Raw genomic sequence first — 20,176 nt, 5'->3', positions numbered from 1 at the left:
GAGGCGCGACAGCTTATGACGACGAAGCGACATATTATGTCGAGTGAGCGACGAATACAGCGGGTTCAGGAAGTCGACGCGGCGCTCGCCGCTGCAGTGGCCTGAGGGGCTGGCTTTTCGGTGGGCGCAACCCGCGCCAGGTGCACATTGACCCGACGGTTCTTCGCCCGGTTGGCAGAACTGGTATTGGGCGCCAACGGATAACGCTCGCCGTGGAAGCGCAGGGTGATCTGCGATTCCTGAATACCATTGACCTTGAAGAAGTCCATGACCGCCAGAGCCCGGCGGCGCGACAGGTCACGGTTGGTCAGGCGGTTGCCGCTATTGTCGGAGTGGCCATCGAGTTCGATGTGGTTGACCGTCGGATCAGCCTTCATGAAATCCAGCATCACCAGCAACTGAGCCTTGGCCCGCGCGTCAAGATCGATGCCTTCGCCGGGGAAGCCAATTTCGGACTGTTTGACCTGCTCGAAATTCTTTGGCAGCAGTTTTGCCACGCAGCCCTGGTAGTCGTTGAAGGCCTTGCTGAACTTGACCGGCAACAGACGCACTTCCGACATCCGGCCATCGCCAGAGTAATGTCGAACAACCGGACTGCGGCCATCCATCAGGCCACTGATCAAACGCCCGGCCTGAACGTGCGAACTGTTGAACAGCACATTGCCACTGCCGATTCGCACAGACCCGAGGTTAATGTCGCCACGCCCCGGCTGCCAGGGTGCAGCCGCCGCCAGCAAGGTCGCCGAACCGCCGCCGATCATCGCGTTGTCGGCCTTCAGACGAAACGTCGCTTGCTCGCCGGCGCGGCGCACGAACTCGCCGGAACCAAAATCGGTGATCGGCTGAGTCAGGCGGCACTCGAACTTGTCTCCTTCGACCGTCCACTCGATGCTCTCCAGACGGGTCTGGAAAGTGAGCGCCATCGCGGGAAGGCTGGCAAATACGCTGAGCAAGGCTAAATAACGCTGGCGCACGGGAGGCTCCACTGGCTTCTACAACAAAAAGACCGACATACACAGGTTTACGGCATACCTGTTGGATATCGGAAGCTTCCTGCAAAACTTGATAGCGAGTGCCTGGAAGAGTCTTTTCCGGTAGCATTCCCCTCAGTTTGACCCGCCTGGAATCCCCTCATGTCCGACCGCCTGACCCTGCTGCGTCCCGACGACTGGCATATTCATCTTCGCGATGGTGCTGTGTTGACCAATACAGTCGCGGATGTCGCGCGCACCTTTGGTCGCGCCATCATCATGCCCAACCTGGTACCTCCGGTGCGTAACACCGCTGAAGCCGACGGCTATCGCCAGCGGATTCTCGCTGCACGCCCGGCCGGCAGTCGCTTCGAACCGTTGATGGTGCTGTACCTGACCGATCTTACACAGCCCGAAGAAATTCGCGAGGCCAAGGCCTGCGGATTCATTCACGCCGCCAAGCTGTACCCGGCAGGCGCGACCACCAACTCAGACTCCGGTGTCACCAGCATCGACAAGATTTTCCCTGCACTCGAGGCCATGGCCGAAGTCGGGATGCCCTTGCTGGTTCACGGTGAAGTCACCCGTGGCGATGTCGACGTTTTCGATCGCGAAAAAATCTTCATCGATGAGCACATGCGTCGAGTGGTCGAGCGTTTCCCGACGCTCAAAGTGGTGTTCGAACACATCACCACCGCTGACGCCGTGCAGTTCGTCAACGCGGCTTCGGCCAATGTTGGCGCGACCATCACCGCGCATCACCTGCTGTACAACCGCAACCACATGCTGGTGGGCGGGATTCGGCCGCACTTCTATTGCCTGCCGATCCTCAAGCGCAACACCCATCAGGAAGCCCTGCTCGACGCCGCCACCAGCGGCAGCGACAAGTTCTTCCTCGGTACCGACTCGGCGCCCCATGCCCAGCACGCCAAGGAAGCCGCTTGCGGCTGTGCCGGTTGCTATACCGCTTATGCCGCGATTGAGATGTATGCCGAAGCCTTCGAACAACGCAACGCGCTGGACAAGCTCGAAGCCTTTGCCAGCGTGAACGGCCCGCGTTTCTACGGCCTGCCGGTGAACACCGATCGCATCACCCTGGTCCGCGATGAGTGGACCGCCCCAACCAGCCTGCCATTTGGCGAGCTGACCGTAATCCCGCTGCGCGCCGGTGAAAAACTGCGCTGGCGCCTGCTGGAGGAACACGCGTGAGTGAAGACCATTTCGACGACGAACAGGAAGGTCAAGGCGGTGGAGGTGGTTCGCGCCACCCGATGGCTGAACGCTTCCGTGGGTACCTGCCAGTCGTTGTCGACGTTGAAACCGGTGGTTTCAACTCTGCCACTGACGCGTTGCTGGAAATTGCCGCCACCACCATCGGCATGGACGAAAAAGGGTTTGTGTACCCCGACCACACCTACTTCTTTCGCGTAGAGCCTTTTGAAGGCGCAAACATCGAAGCGGCCGCCCTGGAATTCACCGGGATCAAACTCGATCATCCGCTACGCATGGCAGTGAGTGAGGAAGCAGCGCTGACCGATATCTTCCGCGGCATCCGCAAGGCCCTTAAAGCCAATGGTTGCAAACGGGCGATTCTGGTCGGGCACAACAGCAGCTTCGATCTGGGCTTTCTCAACGCCGCCGTCGCGCGCCTGGACATGAAACGTAACCCGTTCCATCCGTTCTCGAGCTTCGATACTGCAACCCTGGCCGGTCTGGCTTACGGCCAAACGGTACTGGCCAAGGCCTGTCAGGCAGCTGATATCGACTTCGACGGTCGCGAGGCCCACTCGGCTCGCTACGACACCGAGAAGACGGCCGAGCTGTTCTGCGGCATCGTCAATCGCTGGAAACAAATGGGCGGCTGGGAAGACTACAACGACTGATCGTCGTCGGGTTTATCCCGCCCATAAAAAAACCGGCCTCAACGGCCGGTTTTTTTATGCCTCAAACGTGCCTTACAGCGCAGCAGCGTTCTCGGTCAGGTAAGCCGCGACGCCTTCGGTCGAAGCGGTCATGCCTTTGTCGCCTTTTTTCCAGTTGGCAGGGCAAACTTCGCCGTGCTCTTCGTGGAATTGCAGAGCGTCGACCAGACGGATCAGCTCTTCAATGTTACGGCCCAGCGGCAGGTCGTTGATGATCTGCGAACGGACAACGCCTTTGTCGTCGATCAGGAATGCGCCACGGAAAGCCACGCCGCCTTCGGACTCAACGTCGTAGGCCTTGGCGATTTCGTGCTTCAGGTCGGCAGCCATGGTGTAGCGAACTTCACCGATACCACCATTGTTGACCGGGGTGTTGCGCCAGGCGTTGTGGGTGAAGTGCGAGTCGATCGAAACGGCGATCACTTCAACGTTGCGAGCCTTGAAGTCAGACATGCGGTTGTCCAGAGCGATCAGCTCGGACGGGCAAACGAAGGTGAAGTCCAGTGGGTAGAAGAACACCAGGCCGTATTTGCCTTTGATGGCCGACGACAGGGTGAAGCTGTCTACGATTTCGCCATTACCGAGTACGGCCGGTACGGTGAAGTCAGGGGCTTGTTTGCCTACGAGTACGCTCATTGGATATCTCCTGGTGTAATAACGTGAAGAACTGGGCTCGCATCAGCCTGCCACCTTCAGGCGACAGCCCTGTGACACGAACCCGCTTCGCAAGGACCGGCCATCATACACTGCGTTTTTGACCTGTCCTTAACGGTTTTTTTGCCAAGGGAAATGCTGTCGACAGGTTTTCCGTGTGATCGACGCTGAGGGGGAAACCGTTCGTCAGCCTCGACCAAAGCTTTCTGAAACCACTTTGACAATCATTCTCGTTAACATTAAGATCCATCGCAATTGAGTCACAACCAGCGACGGTTTTCACTTATGTATGTCTGCCTCTGCACTGGCGTCACCGACGGTCAAATCCGCGATGCAATCTATGAAGGTTGCTGCAGCTATAAAGAAGTCCGACAGGCCACCGGCGTAGCCAGCCAATGCGGCAAATGTGCCTGCCTTGCCAAGGAAGTGGTCCGCGAAACCCTGACCAAATTGCAATCGGCTCAGTCCGCGATTCCCTATTCCGTAGAATTTACTGCCGCGTAAATACCCTATTTCAAAAAACCGGACTTGATGTTCGGTTTTTTTATGTCTGAAAATCAACCGCTTACGCTCTAGACGCGGAACACAAACATTCTTATTCCGATTAATTTTCACTTAATTTTCAATAACTTAGGTTTGACACTCTTAATTACGCGGCTCAAACTCTGCCTTATAGACAGCTAATACAGGGCAGGACCCCATCATGAAAGGCGACATTACAGTCATCCAGCATCTCAACAAGATCCTTGCCAATGAGCTGGTCGCGATCAATCAATACTTCCTGCATGCACGCATGTACGAAGATTGGGGTTTGAACAAGCTCGGAAAGCACGAGTACCACGAATCCATCGATGAGATGAAGCACGCGGACAAGCTGATCAAGCGCATCCTGTTCCTTGAAGGCCTGCCGAATGTCCAGGACCTGGGCAAACTGCAGATCGGCGAACACACCCAGGAAATGCTTGAGTGCGACCTGCGTATCGAACGCACCGGTCACGCTGATCTCAAAGTAGCCATCGCTCATTGCGAAACCGTTGGCGACTTCGGCAGCCGTGAACTGCTTGAAGATATTCTTGAGTCCGAAGAAGAACATATCGACTGGCTGGAAACCCAACTGGGCCTGATCGATAAAGTCGGTCTTGAGAACTATCTGCAATCGCAGATGGGCGAAGAGTAAGTTAGCGCCCGCTAAACTCGAGACAATAAAAAGCCCCGCGCTCCTTTAAAGAGGCGGGGCTTTTTTGTGCCTTCGCTCTTGTAGGAGCGAAGCTTGCTCGCGAAAGCGGTCTTTCAGGTAAGACGCCTTCGCGGGCAAGCCTCGCGCCTACAAAAAGCGGATCAGGCTTCGGTCTTGCTGGCAGCAGCAGCTTCGACAGCAGCCTTGATAGTGCTCTGCAGCGAACCATCAGCAGACATTTCAGTCATGATGTCGCTACCGCCGACCAGCTCACCACCGACCCACAGTTGCGGGAAGGTTGGCCAGTTGGCGTACTTTGGCAGGTTGGCGCGGATTTCCGGGTTCTGCAGGATGTCCACGTAAGCAAACTTTTCGCCACACGCCATCACGGCCTGCGCGGCTTTCGCGGAGAAGCCACACTGCGGGGCATTCGGCGAGCCTTTCATGTAAAGCAGAATGGTGTTGTTAGCAATCTGCTCTTTAATCGTTTCGATGATATCCATGGAACACCTCGGCTGAACTTTCCGACTCAGTGGTCGGCACGGTGGCGCATTGTAACGGAAACCCGAGCACCCTGCTCGGTCTCCCCGACAGACTTGATCAAGCCGCCGCCACGGTCACTGGCACACCGTTCAACGCCGCATTGCCCGACAACTCATCGAGTTGACACTCGTCGGTCAAGTCATTGGCGCTGGAGCCCGGTTGGCCACTGGCAATGGTCATCTGCACACCCGGCCGTGCATGGCCCCAACCGTGAGGAAGGCTGACCACGCCTTTCATCATATCCAGACTGCCGAGCACTTCAACTTCGATCACACCGACCCGCGAACTGACCCGCACTCGCTGCCCGTCGTTGAGCCCACGACTGGCCAGGTCATCCGGGTGCATCAGCAATTGATGGCGCGGCTTGCCCTTCACCAGGCGGTGGTAGTTGTGCATCCACGAGTTGTTGCTGCGCACATGCCGGCGGCCAATCATCAACAACTCATCAAAGGCCGGTGCTTGCAACGCCGCAAAGCGGGCGAGGTCAGCCAGGATCACGGCAGGCGCAGCCTGGACTCGCTGATTTGCCGTTTTCAGACGTGGCGCCAGATTGGATTTCAATGCCCCAAGATCGACACCATGAGGGTGATCAAACAATGTCGCCAACGATAGCTTGTGCTTCGACGCGTCGCCATACAGCCCCATCCGCAAGCCCTGATCGATCATCTGCGCCGGGGCGACGGTTGGTTTCAATGCTTTGCCAGTCTTCGCAGCAAAGGCCTTGGCCAGCCCCACGAAAATTTCCCAGTCATGCAACGCACCTTCGGGTTTGGCCAGGATCGCGCGATTGAACCGACTGACGTTACGCACCGCAAACATATTAAAAGTCGTGTCGTAATGATCGTTTTCCAGGGCCGATGTGGACGGCAGAATCAGGTCGGCATAACGCGTGGTTTCATTGATGTACAGGTCGATGCTGACCATGAACTCCAAACCGTCCAGTGCCTGCTCCAGTTGCCGGCCATTGGGCGTCGAGAGCACCGGGTTACCCGCCACGGTAATCAGCGCGCGGACCTGCCCTTCCCCTTCGGTGAGCATCTCTTCGGCCAGTGCCGACACCGGCAATTCTCCAGCGTATTCAGGACGCCCGGACACCCGACTCTGCCACAGATTGAAATGCCCGCCTGAAGTGGACGCCACCAAGTCCACCGCAGGTTCGGTGCACAACGCCCCCCCCACGCGATCGAGATTACCAGTGACCAGGTTGATCAACTGCACAACCCAGTGGCACAAGGTACCGAACGCCTGGGTCGAGACCCCCATGCGGCCGTAACAGACCGCCGTCGGCGCTGCCGCGAAGTCCCGCGCCAGTTGGCGGATCTGTTCGGCGGGCACTGCACACAGTGGGCTCATGGCCTCGGCGGTGAAACTGGCGACTGCCTCCCGCACCTCATCCAGACCCTCCACCGGCAAATGACTGTCGCGGGTCAGGCCTTCAGCAAACAAGGTGTTGAGCAGCCCGAACAACAACGCGGCATCGCCACCCGGGCGCACGAACAGATGCTGGTCGGCAATCGCCGCCGTTTCGCTGCGGCGCGGATCAACCACCACCACTTTACCGCCGCGCGCCTGAATGGCCTTCAAGCGCTTCTCCACATCCGGCACGGTCATGATGCTGCCATTGGAGGCCAGCGGATTGCCGCCGAGGATCAGCATGAAATCGGTGTGATCGATGTCCGGGATCGGCAACAGCAAGCCATGGCCGTACATCAAATGGCTGGTCAGGTGATGGGGTAATTGGTCAACCGAGGTCGCAGAAAACCGGTTGCGGGTTTTCAACAGGCCGAGAAAGTAATTGCTGTGGGTCATCAGCCCGTAGTTGTGCACGCTGGGGTTGCCTTGATAGACCGCCACCGCGTTCTGCCCGTGACGCTCCTGAATCGCCGCCAGACGTTCGGCGACAAGGCTGAAGGCATCTTCCCACTCGATGGGTTGCCATTCGTAGCCGACCCGAAGCATTGGCTGACGCAGACGATCAGGATCGTTCTGAATATCTTGCAGGGCGACAGCCTTGGGACAAATGTGTCCGCGGCTGAATGTATCCTGAGGGTCACCCTTGATCGAAGTGATCTGCACAGCGCCTTCGACCTCGGTGGTTTCGATGGTCAGGCCGCAGATGGCTTCACACAAGTGGCACGCACGGTGATGGAGAGTCTTGGTCATGGCCAGTCTCTGTCTTGTTCTGGGCGGGCAATATCGGCCGCGGGAACAAAACTATGGCGCCTGACTCACTGCTGCGCCAGCGACGTTCGTCTTGTGAATCGGCGGCCATCAGGCCAGCCGATGACCGCCGGAGATCAGTTCGGCGGCAGCCTCGGTGGCCTCTGCAACTGGATTTCCTGAACAGTTTCAATCTGCTCTTGAGCGACATGGACTCCCGTGAGTTCGCCTATCAGGCGCCAGTGCTCGTCGAGCCCGGTGCTAATGGTTGCCATGCGGTCAATCATCCGCCGGCCGGCTGCCTTGGTCACTTCGTCTTCACTGCGCATCAACTCGAAGGACATCGAAGTCATGGACGCGGTGAGGTGGGTCAGCGAGCGAGCCGTAAGGCCGAGTAATTCCATTAACTGTTGTTCTTTCGATTCCATTCCGAAGGCTTCCTGCGTCGTTCGTGGGTTAGTTATAACCCGCCTCCTTGCATAAGCAAATGTTTCAGACCAGACACATCGATCGTTCCTGAGCACAAAGGCGTCGAAAGACAGCTCAGAAACCGACCGCTGCTATCCATCCTCACCCCGTTTGATTGCAAAGCCCCGTGACCCCAGTGTACAAATGACGGGCTGCTGTCAGGAAACAGGCTTCAAAAGCGCTACTGCGGTCATCCCGTAGCCCCTCTGAAATCCCCTAAAAACCGTAGCCCTATTGGTAAGACGCGACATTTAATTATAAGATCGCGCCTTCCCCTATTTCGTCGCCCCGTGCGGCTTACGCCGCAGGTCTCGCCCGTTTTTCAGTTAAACAAGGCTTTGAGTATCTGCGGTCTGTTGCAAAAAGGTAGTCAATGATGAGCGCAAGGCACTTTCTCTCCCTGATGGATTGCACGCCCGAAGAGCTGGTCAGCGTGATCCGTCGAGGCATTGAGCTCAAAGACCTGCGTAACCGCGGCGTACTGTTCGAGCCTTTGAAAAACCGCGTGCTCGGGATGATTTTCGAGAAATCGTCGACCCGCACCCGTATTTCGTTCGAAGCCGGCATGATCCAGCTTGGTGGCCAGGCGATTTTCCTGTCGCCGCGTGACACCCAACTGGGCCGTGGCGAGCCGATCGGCGACTGCGCGATCGTGATGTCGAGCATGCTCGACGCCGTGATGATCCGTACCTTTGCCCACAGCACCCTGACCGAATTCGCCGCCAACTCCCGCGTGCCCGTCATCAACGGCCTGTCCGATGACCTGCACCCATGCCAGTTGCTGGCCGACATGCAGACGTTCCTCGAACACCGCGGCTCGATCCAGGGCAAAACCGTGGCCTGGATCGGCGACGGCAATAACATGTGCAACAGCTATATAGAAGCGGCGATGCAGTTCGACTTCCAGTTGCGCATCGCTTGCCCGGAGGGTTTTGAACCCAACCCTGAGTTCGTGGCCAAGGCGGGTGATCGGATCACCATCGTCCGCGACCCGAAGGATGCCGTACGCGGCGCCCACCTGGTCAGCACCGACGTCTGGACCTCCATGGGCCAGGAAGAGGAAACCGCCACACGCCTGAAGCTGTTTGCACCGTTCCAGGTCAACCGCGCCCTGCTCGACCTGGCCGCTCCGGACGTGCTGTTCATGCACTGCCTGCCGGCCCACCGAGGTGAGGAAATCAGCGTCGACTTGCTCGATGACAAGCGCTCCGTTGCTTGGGATCAAGCCGAAAACCGTCTTCACGCACAAAAGGCCCTGCTCGAGTTTCTCGTCCCGCCTTCGTACCACCACGCATGAGCCATCCATTACTGCTTAACCTGCGCAACCTCGCCTGTGGCTACCAAGACCAGCGGGTCGTGCAGAACCTCAACCTGCATTTGAATGCCGGCGACATCGGCTGCTTGCTGGGCTCATCGGGTTGCGGAAAAACCACCACCCTGCGGGCCATTGCCGGTTTCGAACCGGTGCACGAAGGTGAAATCCAGTTGGCGGGCGAGACGATCTCCCGCGCCGGTTTCACCCTCGCTCCGGAAAAACGTCGGATCGGCATGGTGTTCCAGGACTACGCACTGTTTCCGCATTTGAGCGTGGCCGAGAACATCGCCTTCGGGATCCGTAAACATCCTCAGAAAGATCGCGTCACCGAAGAGTTGCTGGAGCTGGTCAATCTGAAAAACCTCGGCAAACGCTTCCCGCATGAGCTATCCGGTGGTCAACAGCAACGCGTCGCTCTGGCGCGGGCCCTGGCACCGGAACCGCAACTGCTGCTGCTCGACGAACCTTTCTCCAACCTTGATGGCGAGTTGCGACGCAAGCTCAGCCATGAGGTGCGCGACATCCTCAAGGCCCGTGGCACCAGCGCGATTCTGGTGACCCATGACCAGGAAGAAGCCTTCGCGGTGAGCGACCATGTGGGAGTTTTCAAGGAAGGTCGTCTGGAGCAGTGGGACACGCCCTACAACCTGTATCACGAACCGCTGACGCCGTTTGTGGCCAGCTTCATCGGCCAGGGTTATTTCATTCGCGGCCAGCTGAGCAGCCCCGAGTCGGTGCAAACCGAATTGGGAGAGTTACGCGGTAATCGTGCCTACACCTGGCCGGTTGGCGGTGCGGTGGATGTGTTGCTGCGTCCGGACGATATCGTTTATGCACCGGACAACGACTTGAAAGCGCGGATCGTCGGCAAGTCTTTCCAGGGTGCGTCGACCTTGTATCGCTTGCAGTTACCGACGGGCGCACAGCTTGAGTCGATATTTCCGAGTCATGCTGATCATCAGGTGGGGTCGGAGGTCGGCATTCGTGTCGCGGCTGAACATCTAGTGTTGTTCCAGGCATCGGGCAGTACGGCGGCGCAGATTCCGATCATCGAGTCCGGCGTCCGCCGCTACAGCAGCGCTAGCTGATACCTGAATTTGTAGGAGCGAGCGGTGCGGCGATCCGACTTGCCCGCGAAGGCGTCAGGCCTGCCAATGAAGATGTCGACTGACACGACGCCTTCGCGGGCAAGCCTCGCTCCTACAGAGAAATCATCCGAGTAATAATTTTCCACTCGCAACAAGCGTCGCATTCCCGCCAATTCTCACCCGATCCCCTTCCAGTCGACAGAACAACTCCCCGCCTCGCGCCGAACGCTGATAAGCCGTCAGGCTCGACTTGCCCAAACGTTTCGACCAATACGGAATCAGGCTGCAATGGGTGGAACCGGTCACCGGGTCTTCATTGATGCCGATCGCCGGGGCGAAGTAGCGGGACACAAAGTCATGCTTGCTGCCCCTGGCCGTGACAATTGCCCCCGGCCACGGCAGTTTCGCCAGCGCCGCCATGTCCGGCTGACATTCGAGCACCGCCTGCTCGGATTCCAGCACCACGAACAACTCGTTCGACCCCAGCACATCAACCGCTTCCACACCCAGCGCGCGCTCGACATCCAGGGTCACGCCCACTTCCGACGGTACGATGGCCGGGAAGTCCAGCCACAAGCGCTCACCCTCACGGCTCACACTGAGCGGGCCGGACTTGCAGACGAAGTCCAGCCGCTCGACCGGCTCTTTATAGATTTCAAACAGAACGTAAGCGCTGGCCAGGGTCGCATGACCGCACAACGGCACTTCGGTGGTCGGGGTAAACCAGCGGATGCGCCAGCCCTGCCCTTCGCGCACCACGAAGGCGGTTTCGGCGAGGTTGTGCTCGGCGGCGATCTTCTGCATCAGCTCATCGGCAAGCCAGGCATCGAGGCGATAGACCATCGCCGGATTGCCACTGAACGGCCGATCACTGAACGCATCAACCTGGTGAAATTCAAGCTGCATAACCTTCTCCCTGAGTCAGGCGCGGCCGATATCGGCAAATTTGGCCTGAGTGTGTTCCGCCAATACCGCGGGTGCCAATTCGACTTCCAACCCACGTCGCCCCGCGCTGACAAAAATGCTGGCGAAGGGCTGAGCTGAATTATCAATGAAAGTGCGCAAGCGCTTTTTCTGTCCCAGCGGGCTTATCCCGCCCAAGAGGTAACCGGTGGATCGTTGCGCAGCGGCAGGGTCGGCCATTTCGACTTTTTTCACGCCCGCAGCATGAGCCAGGCCCTTCAAATCCAGACTTCCGACGACCGGCACCACGGCCACCAGCAATTCACCTTTCTCGCTGGCTGCCAGCAAGGTCTTGAATACCTGAGCCGGGTCCAATCCCAGTTTCTCCGCGGCCTCCAGCCCATAGGACGCCGCCTTCGGATCATGTTCGTAACTGTGCACGCGATGTTCGGCACGAACTTTTTTCAACAAATCCAATGCGGGGGTCATGGCAGCTCCAGGCTGGCGACAGAAGAAAAATACTGCGCTGAATTCTAGGCCATTGATCAATAAAAGGCTCTATTGCGGCGCTATTTCAAAGGCTTGGCGGCGCCTTCTGCCGTTCGTCCACGTTCAGCCTGCCGCGTGAACGATGTGGTCATTCACATGACTAATAGTTCGATTGTGACTGACGGTTCACTTTCGACCTTTGACAGCAGCGTTTCTTGTCTATATTTTTTCGAAACTGAATACTGTACGAATGTCTTACCGCAGCACCCAGCAGCAGGCCGAGAACAGGATGGGGATTCTGCCTCGGTGAAAATCGCGCTTTGACCCTGATGCCAAAGCGCCAGACAACAACAAAAACGAGGTTTTCAATGACAACTGCTTTACAACAACCGTCGCTCTCCAGCCAATGCATGGCCGAATTCCTGGGCACTGCGCTGCTGATTTTTTTTGGTACGGGTTGCGTTGCCGCGCTCAAAGTCGCGGGCGCCAGCTTCGGCCTTTGGGAAATCAGCATCATCTGGGGCATCGGGGTGAGCATGGCGATCTACCTGACCGCCGGCGTTTCCGGGGCTCACCTCAATCCCGCCGTCAGCATTGCCCTGAGCATTTTCGCTGACTTCGAAAAGCGCAAACTGCCGTTCTATATTCTCGCCCAGGTGGCGGGCGCCTTCTGTGGAGCGTTGTTGGTTTACACGCTTTACAGCAATTTGTTCTTCGATTACGAACAAACCCACCATATGGTTCGTGGTACTCAGGCCAGTCTCGAATTGGCATCGGTGTTCTCCACCTTCCCCAACCCGGTCTTGTCCACGGCACAGGCCTTCCTGGTTGAAGTGATCATCACCGCCATCCTGATGGGCGTGATCATGTCCCTGACCGACGACAACAACGGCTTGCCAAAGGGTCCACTCGCTCCGCTACTGATCGGCCTGCTGATTGCCGTGATTGGCAGTTCGATGGGGCCGCTGACCGGTTTTGCGATGAACCCGGCGCGCGACTTCGGTCCTAAACTGATGACTTTCTTCGCCGGCTGGGGTGAAATTTCCTTCACCGGCGGGCGCGATATCCCGTATTTCCTGATTCCGATTTTTGCACCGATTGTCGGTGCCTGCCTCGGCGCTGCCGCTTATCGCGGGCTGATTGCCCGTCACCTGCCCAGTGCCACACCTGCTACAAAGGAAGCAGCACCGGCCATTGACGGCAAACCAAGAACTTCTTGATACCGTTGGCGCGTGATCCTGCCCATTAAGAGCGCGCGCCGGACCTCACTCCCTTTTTTCGTCCAAGGCAATCGACATGACCGACACTCAGAATAAGAACTACATCATTGCCCTTGATCAGGGTACGACCAGCTCCCGCGCGATCATTTTCGACCGCGACGCGAACGTGGTCTGCACCGCCCAGCGCGAATTCGCACAGCATTACCCGCAAGCCGGCTGGGTTGAACATGATCCGATGGAAATCTTCGCCACTCAAAGCGCCGTGATGGTCGAGGCCCTGGCTCAAGCCGGCCTGCATCACGACCAGGTCGCCGCCATCGGCATCACCAACCAGCGCGAAACTACGGTGGTCTGGGACAAGACCACCGGCCGCCCGATCTACAACGCGATCGTCTGGCAGTGCCGCCGCAGCACCGAAATCTGCCAGCAGCTCAAGCGTGATGGCCACGAGCAGTACATCAGCGACACCACGGGCCTGGTCACCGACCCGTACTTCTCCGGCACCAAGCTCAAGTGGATCCTCGACAACGTCGAAGGCAGCCGCGAGCGTGCGCGCAAGGGTGAACTGCTGTTCGGCACTGTCGACAGCTGGCTGATCTGGAAATTTACCGGCGGCAAGGTGCATGTCACCGACTACACCAACGCCTCTCGTACCATGCTCTTCAACATCCACACGCTGGAGTGGGATGCGAAGATGCTGGAGGTGCTGGATATTCCGCGCGAGATGCTGCCGCAGGTTAAATCCTCGTCCGAAATCTACGGCCACACCAAAAGCGGCATCGCCATTGGCGGTATCGCCGGTGACCAGCAAGCGGCCCTGTTTGGCCAGATGTGCGTCGAACCCGGTCAGGCGAAGAACACCTACGGCACCGGTTGCTTCCTGCTGATGAACACTGGCGACAAAGCCGTAAAATCCAAGCACGGCATGCTGACCACCATTGCTTGCGGCCCGCGCGGCGAAGTGGCTTACGCACTGGAAGGCGCAGTGTTCAACGGCGGTTCTACTGTTCAGTGGCTGCGTGACGAACTGAAGATCATCAACGACGCCCACGACACCGAATACTTCGCCAACAAGGTCAAGGACAGCAACGGCGTGTACCTCGTGCCAGCCTTTACCGGTCTGGGCGCTCCGTACTGGGACCCGTATGCCCGTGGTGCATTGTTCGGACTGACTCGCGGCGTACGTGTGGATCACATTATTCGTGCAGCCCTGGAGTCGATTGCCTACCAGACCCGCGACGTTCTCGACGCCATGCAACAGGATTCCGGCGAACGCTTGAAATCCCTGCGCGTGGACGGCGGTGCGGTGGCGAACAACTTCCTGATGCAGTTCCAGGCCGACATCCTCGGCACTCGGGTAGAGCGTCCGCAAATGCGCGAAACCACCGCACTGGGCGCGGCTTACCTGGCCGGTCTGGCGTGTGGCTTCTGGAGCAGCCTGGATGACTTGCGCGGCAAGGCTGTGATCGAACGCGAATTCGAACCGACCCTGGACGAAACCGCGAAGGAAAAACTCTATGCCGGCTGGAAAAAAGCCGTCAGCCGCACCCGCGATTGGGAACCGCACGAGGGCGCTGAGTAAGCCAAGCCCAGCACACGAATAGGGTTGTAACTGGTCGGGAGCAGATTCCTGCGGCATCATGGGCAAATTTTGCACGGCAGCCCAAAGGAAGCCCCATGAATCTGCCTCCCCGTCAGCAGCAAATCCTCGAACTGGTCCGCGAACGCGGCTATGTCAGCATCGAGGAAATGGCTACGCTGTTCGTCGTTACACCGCAAACCATTCGCCGCGATATCAATCAGCTCGCGGAAGCTAATTTGTTGCGTCGCTACCATGGTGGCGCCGCTTACGATTCCAGCGTCGAAAACACCGCCTACGCCATGCGTGCCGACCAGATGCGCGACGAAAAACAGCGTATTGGCGAAGCCATTGCCGCGCAGATCCCCGATCACGCCTCGCTGTTCATCAATATCGGTACCACCACCGAATCGATTGCCCGGGCGTTGCTCAATCACAATCACCTGAAAATCATCACCAACAACTTGCATGTAGCCTCGATGCTCAGCGCCAAGGACGATTTCGACGTTCTGCTGACCGGTGGCAATGTCCGACGTGACGGAGGTGTGGTCGGTCAGGCCAGTGTCGACTTCATTAACCAGTTCAAGGTTGATTTCGCCCTGGTCGGCATCAGCGGTATAGATGAAGACGGCAGCCTGCTGGACTTCGACTATCAGGAAGTTCGGGTATCCCAAGCGATCATCGCCAATGCCCGACAGGTCATCCTGGCGGCTGACTCCAGCAAATTCGGGCGCAACGCCATGATTCGCCTGGGGCCTATCAGCCTGATCGATTGCCTGGTGACCGATCAGCAACCTGTACCGGCCTTGGCGCAGTTGTTGAGTCAGCACAAGATTCGGCTCGAGGTCGTTTAACCCCTCACATCTTCGTCGGCTGTACCGACGCCATCGTCGGAACGCCGCCCGGAGCAAGCTCGCTCCCACAGGTTCACCGTAACCCTTGTGGGAGCGAGCTTGCTCCGGGCGGCGTTCCGACGATAGCGATCTCTCATGCACCTCCTCTTTCGCGTCGTTATACGCATCTAAATGTTCGAAAATTTTCCTTTAACAGCCCTTCGATCAGTATTTTCAATCGAAGTTGACTGGCCGTGGGCGGCTTTATGGGCTACCATTTTCGAAAATGAACATAAATGTTCGAATTCCAATACCGAAAATCATAAAAGCCCGAGGCCAGCCGATGCCCACTTCTACCTTGCCTATGCCCCCTCTCGCTGAGGTCTACGATATCGCCGTCATCGGTGGTGGGATCAATGGCGTGGGGATTGCAGCGGATGCCGCCGGTCGCGGTCTTTCGGTGTTCCTTTGCGAAAAGGATGACCTGGCCAGCCACACCTCGTCGGCCAGCAGCAAGCTGATCCACGGTGGCCTGCGCTACCTCGAACATTACGAATTCCGTCTGGTGCGCGAAGCCTTGGCCGAACGCGAAGTGCTGCTGGCCAAGGCCCCGCACATCGTCAAGCAAATGCGCTTCGTGCTGCCGCACCGCCCACACCTGCGTCCGGCCTGGATGATCCGCGCCGGCCTGTTCCTTTATGACCACCTCGGCAAGCGAGAAAAACTCGAAGGTTCGAAAAGCCTGAAGTTCGGCCCGGACAGTCCGCTGAAAAGCGAAATCACCAAAGGCTTCGAATACTCCGATTGCTGGGTGGACGATGCTCGTCTTGTGGTACTGAACGCCATGGCCGCCCGCGAAAAAGGCGCCCACGTTCACACCCAGACTCGTTGCGTCAGTGCCCGTCGCACTAAGGGTCTGTGGCACCTGCACCTGGAGCGAGCCGATGGCAGTTTGTTTTCGATCCGCGCCAAGGCGCTGGTGAATGCGGCCGGCCCGTGGGTCGCCAAGTTCATTCGTGACGATCTGAAGATGGAATCGCCTTACGGCATTCGCCTGATTCAGGGCAGCCACCTGATCGTGCCGAAACTGTACGAAGGTGAGCACGCGCACATTCTGCAAAACGAAGATCAGCGCATCGTGTTCACCATTCCGTACCTGAACCACTTCACCCTGATTGGCACCACCGACCGCGAATACACCGGCGACCCGGCGAAAGTCGCAATCACCGAAGGCGAAACCGATTACCTGTTGAAAGTGGTCAACTCCCATTTCAAGAAACGCATCAGCCGCGACGATATCCTGCACAGCTATTCCGGTGTTCGTCCGCTGTGCAACGACGAATCCGACAACCCGTCGGCCGTCACCCGCGACTACACCCTGGCGCTGTCAGGCAGTGGTGAAGAAGCGCCGCTGCTGTCGGTGTTCGGCGGCAAGCTGACCACCTACCGCAAACTGGCCGAGTCGGCGCTGGCGCAACTGACTCCGTACTTCAAAGACATCAAGCCACGCTGGACCGCCAGCGCAACCCTGCCGGGCGGCGAAGACATGACCACCCCGCAGGCGCTGAGCTCGCTGATCCGCGACAAGTTCGACTGGGTCCCGAGCGAAATCTCCCGCCGCTGGGCCACCACCTACGGCAGCCGCACCTGGCGCATGCTTGAGGGCGTACAAAACCTCAGCGACCTGGGCGAACACCTCGGTGGCGGTCTCTACACCCGCGAAGTCGATTACCTGTGCAGCGAAGAGTGGGCGACCACGGCGCACGACATTCTGTGGCGCCGCAGCAAGCTGGGGCTGTTCACCACCCCGGCGGAACAGGAAAAGCTTGCGGATTACCTGAACAAGGTCGAACAGAACCGCAGCAAGATCGAAGCGGCCTGATCGGAAATCCGATTAAAAAGCCCCTGAATCTCACGATTCAGGGGCTTTTTTGTAGGTGCTCATTGCGCCAGATGCAGCAACAGGAAATCAATGAACGCCCTCGATTTGTGAGGTAAATGCGGGTTATTGGGAAACACTACGTTGACGGACTGCGAGGGCAGCGAATAGTCGGGCAACAGGCGGATCAGCCGCTCGCTGGCAATGTCGTCCTTGACCACCCACGCGGGCAGCACCGAAACCCCAAGGGACGACAACGTCATGGAGCGAATGGCCGTGGATGAATTGGATTCAAACTGATTGATCCCGTTGATCTCTACAGTCCCCAATTGCGGATGACGCAACGTCCACTGAGTCGGTGCCTGCAGGTTGCTATTGGCAATCCACGGCACCGAATTCAGGTCCTGGGGATTTTGCACCGGGTGACGCGCAAGAAACGCCTCGGCAGCCACCAAAACAATTTCATAATCCGCCAGCTTACGGCTCTTGAATGCCGAGTCCGACAAGTTGCCTAAACGGATAACCAGGTCTAACTTTTCCGCCACCAGATCATTGAGTGACGCGTTAAAGTTATAACAGAGTTTTATCTCCGGATAGCGCTCTACAAAGTGCGGAATCAACGGCAGAATATACGCCTCACCGTATTCACTGGTGGAACTGAAGCGCAGTTTACCGGAAACCCGATTATGCCCTTTTAATACATTATCGAAGGCAGTATCAATATCCACGACAATACCTTTGAACTCTTCATAAAAGTCCTGACCGATTTCGGTGAGGGATATATTTCGGGTATTACGAATCAACAACGTCGCTGACAGCACGTCCTCCAGCGCCTTGACATGCAGGCTGGCCATGGCCTTGCTGATGCTCAGGTAATTGGCGGCCTTGGTGTAAGAACCAAAATCGACCACGGCCAGAAATGTCTGGACCCGATTAAGATGAGTGTGCATAGCAATAGGGTTCACTGTTAAATCCTGTCAAACAGTGTTTCAAGGATAGTCGTATCGACAGTTCAAGTCCACCGCCCCTATGCTTTGCGGCAAAGGGGAAACAACATGACCTATCGCTACAAAGTTGCACTGATTTTTCTGATCGGCTTTTTTATAGACTGCATTAACATCTTTATGTCGGCGGTCGCATTACCAAGCATATCGACGGCGTTGCACGTTAGTACTTCAGACGTTGCCTGGGTGGCTAACGCTTACATTCTGGGGCTGACACTGATCATCCCGGTCAGCACCTGGCTGGCCGGTCGTTTTGGTCGTCGGGAAATCCTCACCGCCTCGATGATCGTGTTCACCGGCTCCGTGTGGATGTGTGGGCTGGCCAACAGTTTCAACGAACTGGTGATCTGGCGCTTCGTCCAGGGGATTGGCGGCGGCCTGTTGATTCCAGTCGGCCAGGCGCTGACGTTCAACCTGTTCAAGGGTGCGCAGCGGGCGAAAATATCCACATTGGTCATGGCCGTTGCCCTGCTAGCGCCCGCCATTTCACCAACCATCGGCGGCATCATCGTCGACAGCAGCTCCTGGCGCTGGGTGTTCTACAGCAACATCCCGTTCTCGCTGATCGCGGCATTGTTGTCCTGGTTCTGGATCAACGAAGCGCGGCCGACGAGTTTGCCCAGGCCCGACATCAAGGGCTTGTTGTTGGTCAGCGCGGCACTCGGCAGCCTGCTGATGGGCATGTCGTTGTATGGCGGCGACGCTACGGCATGGTTGGCCGCCCTCTTCGTCATGGCCGGCGTTGCTTTCGTCGTGCTGTACGGGCTGCACTACCGCACATGCAAAAACCCGATCATTGAACTGAGCCTGCTCAAAAGCAAAAAACTCAGCACCTCCATCTTTATTTATTACGCGATTCCCGGTGTGTTCACGGGGGTCAATTTGATGAGCATCTTTTTCCTGCAAAACACCCTGCACTTCAGCGCCCGACTGACAGGGATGTTCATGATTCTCTACGCCATCGGCGCGTTCATCGCGATGCTGATTTGTGGCCGGGTCTATAACCGAATGGGCGCAAAGCGGCTGTTTGCCCTCGGCATGTTGTTGCACAGCGTCGGCATTGCCACCCTGTTACTGGTGAACGATCCCTCAGACCTTCTGGTGATTGTCATCGCCTACAGCCTGATGGGAATCGGCGGCGGCATCGGTGCCAACACAGCACAAACCACGTCGTTGATGGACTTTGAGGGCAATGACACCCACAAGGCCAGTGTCATCTGGAACATCAACCGACAGATGTCATTCAGCATCGGCGCCGCCCTCTTCCTGATGGTTTTCAACCTGCTCTTGAAGCATTTCGATACCACCCAGGCCTACCACGTGACCTTCGCCATCGCCGCGCTGGTGGGCCTGCTCCCACTCTTTCAACTGAGTCAGTTGAACACTCAAAAGGACTGTCATGCACAACAAAATAGTTGAACAGGCGCACCACAGCATTCATCACGTGCACGAGCTGATCCACACCCTGTTCACCGATGCAAACGGTAAGGGGCAGGCCGCGCTCGAGCCGCTGATGTCGGCATTCGCCGAGCACTTCACCATGGTTACCACTTCGGCCGCCATCGTCAGCCGGGCGATGGTCGAACAGATGTTCAGGGGGGCGGTCGGCGCCAAGCCAGGCCTGGAGATCGTCATCAGCGACCTGCAGACAGTCTGGCAAGAAGGCGACAGCGTGGCGATCCGCTACAAGGAAACCCATCGCCTCGACCAGCGCGAAAGCTCACGGGTTTCGGTGGCGATCATTGGCATCCATCACCACAACGCCCAATGGATCTACCTGCATGAAACGCCGCTAAGCCAGGAAAGCTGATTTGGTATGAACGGCACGATCACTGGCTCTTGTCTGGCCGATGAGACGTTAGCAGCCCCAAACACCATTCGGTTTTCCGAACGCGACCTGTCGGTCGATTCGGTTAACCGGATTCGCCAACGTCAAAATCTGCGCCATAAATATTTAATACCCTTATAAAT

General features: G+C 57.5%; 20 protein-coding genes. 12 read left to right on the top strand and 8 right to left on the bottom strand.

Annotated features, from left to right (window positions below):
* Positions 1-65 precede the first annotated feature (65 nt).
* Positions 66-974, bottom strand: coding sequence for an OmpA family protein (locus QK293_RS02340; RefSeq protein ID WP_282375368.1), 909 nt, complete (start codon positions 972-974; stop codon positions 66-68).
* A 159-nt stretch (positions 975-1,133) separates the two neighbouring features.
* On the opposite strand from QK293_RS02340, the gene pyrC reads away from it, so the two are divergent.
* Positions 1,134-2,180, top strand: coding sequence for a dihydroorotase (pyrC, locus tag QK293_RS02335; protein ID WP_282375367.1), 1,047 nt, complete (start codon positions 1,134-1,136; stop codon positions 2,178-2,180).
* Positions 2,177-2,854: a ribonuclease T gene (rnt, locus tag QK293_RS02330; protein ID WP_282375366.1), complete on the top strand. Its 678-nt coding sequence runs from the start codon at positions 2,177-2,179 to the stop codon at positions 2,852-2,854. Before pyrC ends, rnt begins: the two co-directional genes overlap by 4 nt.
* A gap of 72 nt (positions 2,855-2,926) precedes the next feature.
* On the opposite strand, the gene QK293_RS02325 is transcribed toward rnt, so the two are convergent.
* Entirely contained in the window at positions 2,927-3,529 is a 603-nt protein-coding gene (locus tag QK293_RS02325) for a peroxiredoxin (RefSeq protein ID WP_064679479.1), read from the bottom strand.
* Between the two features lie 303 nt (positions 3,530-3,832).
* Here QK293_RS02325 and QK293_RS02320 point away from each other — a divergent pair, with 303 nt between their 5' ends.
* Entirely contained in the window at positions 3,833-4,051 is a 219-nt protein-coding gene (locus tag QK293_RS02320) for a bacterioferritin-associated ferredoxin (RefSeq protein WP_282375365.1), read from the top strand.
* 199 nt (positions 4,052-4,250) lie between these two features.
* Positions 4,251-4,724 (top strand): bacterioferritin, encoded by a 474-nt coding sequence (gene bfr, locus QK293_RS02315; RefSeq protein ID WP_017340571.1) that lies wholly within the window; start codon positions 4,251-4,253, stop codon positions 4,722-4,724.
* 161 nt (positions 4,725-4,885) lie between these two features.
* Here bfr and grxD read toward each other — a convergent pair whose 3' ends face one another.
* From grxD to QK293_RS02300, 3 genes are all read right to left on the bottom strand, one after another.
* Positions 4,886-5,227, bottom strand: a complete 342-nt coding sequence (gene grxD / locus QK293_RS02310) for a Grx4 family monothiol glutaredoxin (protein WP_282375364.1) — start codon at positions 5,225-5,227, stop codon at positions 4,886-4,888.
* Positions 5,228-5,324: 97 nt separating this feature from the next.
* Positions 5,325-7,430, bottom strand: a complete 2,106-nt coding sequence (locus QK293_RS02305) for a molybdopterin oxidoreductase family protein (RefSeq protein WP_282375363.1) — start codon at positions 7,428-7,430, stop codon at positions 5,325-5,327.
* A 134-nt stretch (positions 7,431-7,564) separates the two neighbouring features.
* The gene (locus tag QK293_RS02300; protein WP_282375362.1) at positions 7,565-7,855 is read right to left on the bottom strand and encodes a hypothetical protein; all 291 of its coding nucleotides are present in this window, start codon (positions 7,853-7,855) and stop codon (positions 7,565-7,567) included.
* Positions 7,856-8,271: 416 nt separating this feature from the next.
* Between QK293_RS02300 and argF the strand changes: the two genes are divergently transcribed.
* Together argF and QK293_RS02290 are read left to right on the top strand one after the other, a co-directional pair.
* Positions 8,272-9,192: an ornithine carbamoyltransferase gene (argF, locus tag QK293_RS02295; protein ID WP_282375361.1), complete on the top strand. Its 921-nt coding sequence runs from the start codon at positions 8,272-8,274 to the stop codon at positions 9,190-9,192.
* Positions 9,189-10,298, top strand: coding sequence for an ABC transporter ATP-binding protein (locus QK293_RS02290; protein WP_282375360.1), 1,110 nt, complete (start codon positions 9,189-9,191; stop codon positions 10,296-10,298). Before argF ends, QK293_RS02290 begins: the two co-directional genes overlap by 4 nt.
* Before the next feature lie 123 nt (positions 10,299-10,421).
* Here QK293_RS02290 and QK293_RS02285 read toward each other — a convergent pair whose 3' ends face one another.
* Positions 10,422-11,204, bottom strand: coding sequence for a PhzF family phenazine biosynthesis protein (locus tag QK293_RS02285; protein WP_282375359.1), 783 nt, complete (start codon positions 11,202-11,204; stop codon positions 10,422-10,424).
* 15 nt (positions 11,205-11,219) lie between these two features.
* Positions 11,220-11,690 (bottom strand): Cys-tRNA(Pro) deacylase, encoded by a 471-nt coding sequence (ybaK, locus tag QK293_RS02280; protein ID WP_007971306.1) that lies wholly within the window; start codon positions 11,688-11,690, stop codon positions 11,220-11,222.
* Between the two features lie 368 nt (positions 11,691-12,058).
* Between ybaK and QK293_RS02275 the strand changes: the two genes are divergently transcribed.
* The 4 genes from QK293_RS02275 (at position 12,059) to glpD (ending at position 17,204) form a co-directional block, all read left to right on the top strand.
* Complete coding sequence (locus tag QK293_RS02275) at positions 12,059-12,910, top strand: MIP/aquaporin family protein (protein WP_282375356.1); 852 nt, start codon at positions 12,059-12,061, stop codon at positions 12,908-12,910.
* A gap of 76 nt (positions 12,911-12,986) precedes the next feature.
* Positions 12,987-14,492, top strand: coding sequence for a glycerol kinase GlpK (gene glpK / locus QK293_RS02270; RefSeq protein ID WP_282375355.1), 1,506 nt, complete (start codon positions 12,987-12,989; stop codon positions 14,490-14,492).
* A gap of 95 nt (positions 14,493-14,587) precedes the next feature.
* The gene (locus QK293_RS02265; RefSeq protein ID WP_007916700.1) at positions 14,588-15,343 is read left to right on the top strand and encodes a DeoR/GlpR family transcriptional regulator; all 756 of its coding nucleotides are present in this window, start codon (positions 14,588-14,590) and stop codon (positions 15,341-15,343) included.
* Between the two features lie 322 nt (positions 15,344-15,665).
* Positions 15,666-17,204: a glycerol-3-phosphate dehydrogenase gene (glpD, locus tag QK293_RS02260; protein ID WP_282375354.1), complete on the top strand. Its 1,539-nt coding sequence runs from the start codon at positions 15,666-15,668 to the stop codon at positions 17,202-17,204.
* Between the two features lie 59 nt (positions 17,205-17,263).
* Here glpD and QK293_RS02255 read toward each other — a convergent pair whose 3' ends face one another.
* Positions 17,264-18,151 carry a LysR family transcriptional regulator gene (locus QK293_RS02255; protein WP_282375755.1) on the bottom strand — a complete coding sequence of 296 codons (888 nt, stop codon included), beginning with the start codon at positions 18,149-18,151 and terminating at the stop codon, positions 17,264-17,266.
* A 105-nt stretch (positions 18,152-18,256) separates the two neighbouring features.
* Between QK293_RS02255 and QK293_RS02250 the strand changes: the two genes are divergently transcribed.
* On the top strand, positions 18,257-19,624 hold the full coding sequence (locus tag QK293_RS02250) for an MFS transporter (RefSeq protein ID WP_282375353.1): 1,368 nt from the start codon (positions 18,257-18,259) through the stop codon (positions 19,622-19,624).
* Positions 19,605-20,015 (top strand): DUF4440 domain-containing protein, encoded by a 411-nt coding sequence (locus QK293_RS02245; RefSeq protein ID WP_282375352.1) that lies wholly within the window; start codon positions 19,605-19,607, stop codon positions 20,013-20,015. The genes QK293_RS02250 and QK293_RS02245 overlap by 20 nt, the downstream gene beginning before the upstream one ends.
* Positions 20,016-20,176 lie beyond the last annotated feature (161 nt).

This window comes from Pseudomonas sp. AL03 (assembly GCF_029960815.1).
Taxonomy (GTDB): Bacteria; Pseudomonadota; Gammaproteobacteria; order Pseudomonadales; family Pseudomonadaceae; genus Aquipseudomonas.
The sequence above is the reverse complement of the archived record's forward strand: the minus strand, read 5'-3'. Positions and strand labels throughout refer to the sequence as shown.